The 4,228-nt window shown below is 56.0% G+C and carries 9 protein-coding genes; 3 read left to right on the top strand and 6 right to left on the bottom strand.

Annotated features, from left to right (window positions below):
* Positions 1 to 318 precede the first annotated feature (318 nt).
* Positions 319 to 543 carry a hypothetical protein gene (locus WB402_RS09800; RefSeq protein WP_424207357.1) on the top strand — a complete coding sequence of 75 codons (225 nt, stop codon included), beginning with the start codon at positions 319 to 321 and terminating at the stop codon, positions 541 to 543.
* Positions 544 to 753: 210 nt separating this feature from the next.
* Positions 754 to 1,125, top strand: coding sequence for a TusE/DsrC/DsvC family sulfur relay protein (locus WB402_RS09795; protein WP_424207355.1), 372 nt, complete (start codon positions 754 to 756; stop codon positions 1,123 to 1,125).
* A gap of 85 nt (positions 1,126 to 1,210) precedes the next feature.
* Here the strand turns inward: WB402_RS09795 and WB402_RS09790 are convergent, their stop codons facing one another.
* Positions 1,211 to 1,876 (bottom strand): MlaC/ttg2D family ABC transporter substrate-binding protein, encoded by a 666-nt coding sequence (locus WB402_RS09790; RefSeq protein WP_424207353.1) that lies wholly within the window; start codon positions 1,874 to 1,876, stop codon positions 1,211 to 1,213.
* A 635-nt stretch (positions 1,877 to 2,511) separates the two neighbouring features.
* Here WB402_RS09790 and WB402_RS09785 point away from each other — a divergent pair.
* Positions 2,512 to 2,907, top strand: a complete 396-nt coding sequence (locus WB402_RS09785; protein ID WP_424207351.1) for a high-potential iron-sulfur protein — start codon at positions 2,512 to 2,514, stop codon at positions 2,905 to 2,907.
* Between the two features lie 200 nt (positions 2,908 to 3,107).
* On the opposite strand, the gene WB402_RS09780 is transcribed toward WB402_RS09785, so the two are convergent.
* From WB402_RS09780 to WB402_RS09760, 5 genes are all read right to left on the bottom strand, one after another.
* Entirely contained in the window at positions 3,108 to 3,335 is a 228-nt protein-coding gene (locus WB402_RS09780; protein WP_424207349.1) for a DNA-binding protein, read from the bottom strand.
* A 100-nt stretch (positions 3,336 to 3,435) separates the two neighbouring features.
* Positions 3,436 to 3,636: a hypothetical protein gene (locus WB402_RS09775; protein ID WP_424207347.1), complete on the bottom strand. Its 201-nt coding sequence runs from the start codon at positions 3,634 to 3,636 to the stop codon at positions 3,436 to 3,438.
* 107 nt (positions 3,637 to 3,743) lie between these two features.
* The gene (locus tag WB402_RS09770; RefSeq protein WP_424207360.1) at positions 3,744 to 3,938 is read right to left on the bottom strand and encodes a DUF5615 family PIN-like protein; all 195 of its coding nucleotides are present in this window, start codon (positions 3,936 to 3,938) and stop codon (positions 3,744 to 3,746) included.
* A complete protein-coding gene (locus WB402_RS09765; protein ID WP_424207345.1) occupies positions 3,935 to 4,087 on the bottom strand; it encodes a DUF5615 family PIN-like protein in 153 nt (50 codons plus the stop codon). The genes WB402_RS09770 and WB402_RS09765 overlap by 4 nt, the downstream gene beginning before the upstream one ends.
* A 3-nt stretch (positions 4,088 to 4,090) precedes the next feature.
* The coding region (locus WB402_RS09760; protein ID WP_424207359.1) for a DUF433 domain-containing protein at positions 4,091 to 4,228 on the bottom strand (138 nt) is incomplete at its 5' end.

The raw sequence follows: 4,228 nt of genomic DNA, 5'->3' as shown, positions 1-4,228 counted from the left end.
CAGACCGGTTGCACAGATCCACGCCCTATTCCCGCTACTTAAATCTTTAATCACTCCGACACCTTTTATTTCATTGTCGTGTCTCTCGTAGATAACCGGTCATGGCCGCTTTAATTCGAATTGGCGGTATCGCAGGCGGTCGATCAAACCCAGTTTCTGAAATCTGAGGCTGACGCGCCTGTATTTGCCTCATGTCAGATATACCTCGCTATTGAGCTCATAACGCGTATAGTGGCTATTCCTGACTGATTTAGTCAGTTATTAGACGCACACTTCCCCCGGATTGGCGGGAGTGGACAAACCCACGGAGGGTTAACCATGAGATACACCAATATCATCAGCACTACGGACCCGATCAACGGCTTCAACATTACCAGCCTGAAAGACCGGCCCCATCTCGTCGAGGGTGGCGACTCCAACAACCTGACGATTTACTTCGAAACCAAATCCTCACTCCAGGCTTATCTCGACATACCCGTTGAGCACCCGGAGCAGGATTTATCGAAAACGCAGAGCAACCCCACGGGCGACTATACCAACTGAGGTTTCAGCTGGCCTGAGCGGGGATTGGGCCCTGCCGAAACGGCAAACAGACGGGAGCGCGCGCTGCCACAGCGCGCTCCCGTCTTTGAAGCCAGGCACTGCTATTCCTCGTCCGAAGCTTCGTACATTTACTTAAGCCCCGTTCGCCCTGAGCCTCTCGAAGGGTGAACGACCACCGCCCCACTTCACACGGCTCACAAGGACATACACATGAAACAATTTACCGTCGATCCGCAGGACACCGAGACTTCAAGCAGAGACATCGGCGACCGTTTGACAGAACTAACCGACCAGTGCTGGGATCGCAGCAAATCCCTGGCGCTGGCAGTAAACGAAGGCATGGATTTCAACGATAGACATTGGGAAGTGATTGTGTTCCTCCGCAATTATTATCAGGAGCATGGCCTGCCGCTCACGGCGCGGACAACCGCCAGGGAGCTCAATAAAAACTTTTCCGGTCAGGGTGGCAACAAGTATCTGCGCCGGCTTTTCAACGACGGCCCGGTTACGCAAGGCAGCCGGCTCGCCAATCTGCCCACCCCCGCATCCGCCACCGACCGTTCGTTCGGCACCAATTACTGAGCCAGCCGGGTTTTGAAATAATGGTTGTCATCCCCGCGAAAGCGGAATAATTGAGCCTGGCCCCGTTAATTCAGAAACCCCGTGCTCATTTGCCGGCGCTCTTTTTGGGCGACTTCGCAGGTTTCGGCGCGCCACCTTTGCCACTTGGCAGTTTGTTGTTGCTCTCAGCGATATCCGCAATCAGGGCATCGATACCTTTTTTGTTAATTATGTCCGCATAGACGTCATGGAAGGTGTTGACGAGACTCACGCCGTCGATGGCGATGTCGTACAGCTTCCAGACAGAATGGTCCTTGTAAAAGCTGTAGTTGATGGGAATGGCCGGTCCGCCGCCCGCCGGCTTGACCACGGTCTTCACTACCGCGGTTTTGTCGCTGGGCGCGCCGGAAAACGGCAGATAAATGACCTGGCGCTCGCTGTATTTGCGTAGCGCGGTGCCATAGGTCCGCACGAGGAGGTTCCGGAACTCGTGCGTGAACCGTACGCGCTGATCTTGGGTGGCCTCGCGCCAGTAGCGTCCCAACGCGAACTTGGACATTGCACGGAAATCAATATGCGGCAGCACCTCCTCGCAAAAATCCATCATGGCGTACAGTCTCCGAGGATCCTCGGCATCGACGTCGCGGTCCGCCTTGAGCAGCAGAGTGATCTTGCCGACGGTCGTGCGCACCAGCTGATCCGGCATCATTTCCGCCAGCAGGCAACGGGGCGCAAGAAGCATGATCGTGAAGGCCACAATGATTTTTTTCATGCCGGGACTCCTGATCTTCGGCCGCGCCAACCGCGTCACACCTGCTCCGGAGTAGATCTACGTTCCGTTTGTTACTAATTACTCGCTGGGGCCGGAAAGTAATTAAGACCGCCCTCGCCGCCGGCTTGGTCCCCAGTGTCAACGGTCCGGATGCGCGTTTTCGTCCGGATCACTCCGAAGCCTGAGGAATACAGGATAATCTCGATGTTGACAGGTTGGCGACAGAACTCAAGCGATGTTCCATGCGCTGTTTCATTCTGACAGCCTCTATCCGGGATTGTTCTGGTATTGACGCATTACAACCCCCCAAGTGCACCGCTCATTTCATTTCCGTTAGTCACTTGTGCCGCAACGCCCATCGGTTGCTGTTCTTCTGCCGCGGCATGGAAAAATCGAGTCATGCCCAGACCATTTGCTAGACAGCGACACAAAAACTTTCAATGGAAGCCGCTATCTCATTTGCATTAACGCATTAAATTTGGGGTTGATATCACCCGAACAACGGACGTAGCATCATTTACGTTGTACCTCCCCGGACACAATCGACGCCGGGAAATCCGCAAGCGTGATGTTTCTCAAGTTTCTGCAGTGGAATGTCCAATCACTTCTATTACGGAAAAAAGGAGGGATTAATCATGTCAAACTATAATTCCGAACGTCGAACTGTGCTGCGCGGCGTGGCATTGCTGGTGCTTACCGTGGCCGGCTGCCAAAAAAAGGATGAGCCCCCTGCTCGGCAGACACCAGCTCCCGAGACTGCTGCCCCAGCGGCGCCTGCACCGGGTGCGGGTGGCGCACCTCAAGGCGGCCCGGCCGAAGGCGCGCCGCCCTCCGGAACCACTCCCGAAAAGGGCGCCACGGCACAGGGCGGCAAGCTGAGCAAAGCGCAAGCCCAGTACCAGGAACAACCCAAGGGCGATCAGAATTGCGCCAACTGCATGCACTTCATCGCCGGGTCCAGCACCTGCCAGGTGGTCGAGGGCAAGGTCAGCCCCAACGGCTGGTGCATGCTCTGGGCCAAGAAGGCCTGAGCACCGCGACGGCCCGAAATACCCATTCGCCGAGGGCCGCGTACGGAAGGAGGGGTTGTCATTTCCGGAATAATCAATGCCGATGTAAAGGTCATGCATCATGCCGGTTTCAGGTTTACCTTCGGATGTCCTTTACGCGCGGCAGGCACAGAGCGCAGTTTAGTGTACGACTTCCGGAATCATCTTATGCTTTGCCATCCTTATGCCGCCTTACGCTGATCGATACTCAGCTTAAGCCCCATGGCCCGCAGCAAGGCCATCACGGTGTCGATCTTCGGATTGCCCCGCCGCGAAAGCGTACGATAGAGACTTTCGCGGCTCACACCCGCGGCCTTCGCCAGTAATGTAGGTTGGGGTGAGCAAAGCGAACCCCAACAGTGTTTGTCACCCCCGCGAAGGTGGGTGAGGCGGAGTTTTCGTGAACACACTTAACGTGTGTTCACGCCGCCGAACGGGTGCAACGTGTTTTGTTGCACCCTGGGCGGCAACAGGGTTTGAATATCATCCCCGCGCAGCGGGGATTCGACCTCACTTCATTCGCGAAGGCAGCGTAATTGTTCTGCCGTCGACGACGAAACGGCCCTTGCCGAGGTGATGCAAGGTGCGCGGATGTTTACGCGCCGGGTCGATCCAGATGTTCGCGCCGCCCTTCTGCGCCGTGGTCACCAACACCACCGGATCGAGCGGAAGCCAGCCGTAGACTTGGGACAAGGAAAAGGATTTTCTCATGGTCTGGTCTCTCGTGGATAATTGAGACAGGCCCTTTAATTCCGCCCCCACTTCTTATCACCGTCGTACTCGGCATGCGTCAGCACTACCGGATGTGACCCGCTCAGTCACGTTACTCTTATGCGACCCGGCTGGACAACGATAAACTTTCCTTTGATTTTTTCTTCGCCCATGGCGACAAGCTGCATGATTGCCTCGGTCAATGCCTGCCGGGCATTTCCGGGGAAGCGAATGAAAATTACACCGGGGGGATTTGCCGCTTGTGCGTGAACCAACTGTCCAAAATCCTTGTCTTCCGTCAGAAGGATGGGTTTTCACGGACCGCGATCTCAATGACCACGTCATCGGCCGCGCCCCGTGACAATTCGCGCACGGCTGCCACATCGTGACCCGCCCCGCGTAATACCCTGACTACTGCAAAATCGCAGCTTTCATCCGCAAGAAAACGCACCCATCATCCTCGGGCGGTTTTTGTCGGTGGTTCGATGATGATTGTCTCTTCGTGGGCCAACGTATCCGCGGCATAGGCCATGGCCGCCCGGACATCGTCGCGCGTCAAGTCGGGGTATGCATCAAGAAGGTCCGCTTCGGT

Source organism: Sulfuricaulis sp. (assembly GCF_049587675.1).
Taxonomy (GTDB): domain Bacteria; phylum Pseudomonadota; class Gammaproteobacteria; order Acidiferrobacterales; family Sulfurifustaceae; genus Sulfuricaulis.
This window is presented reverse-complemented; position numbering and strand designations above follow the sequence as displayed.

What these genes read in the sequence shown, in the direction of transcription:
- WB402_RS09790 (WP_424207353.1), bottom strand. Translation starts at nt 1,876, where the DNA reads ATGAAAAAAATCATTGTGGCCTTCACGATCATGCTTCTTGCGCCCCGT.
- WB402_RS09795 (WP_424207355.1), top strand. Translation starts at nt 754, where the DNA reads ATGAAACAATTTACCGTCGATCCGCAGGACACCGAGACTTCAAGCAGA.
- WB402_RS09785 (WP_424207351.1), top strand. Translation starts at nt 2,512, where the DNA reads ATGTCAAACTATAATTCCGAACGTCGAACTGTGCTGCGCGGCGTGGCA.
- WB402_RS09775 (WP_424207347.1), bottom strand. Translation starts at nt 3,636, where the DNA reads ATGAGAAAATCCTTTTCCTTGTCCCAAGTCTACGGCTGGCTTCCGCTC.
- WB402_RS09800 (WP_424207357.1), top strand. Translation starts at nt 319, where the DNA reads ATGAGATACACCAATATCATCAGCACTACGGACCCGATCAACGGCTTC.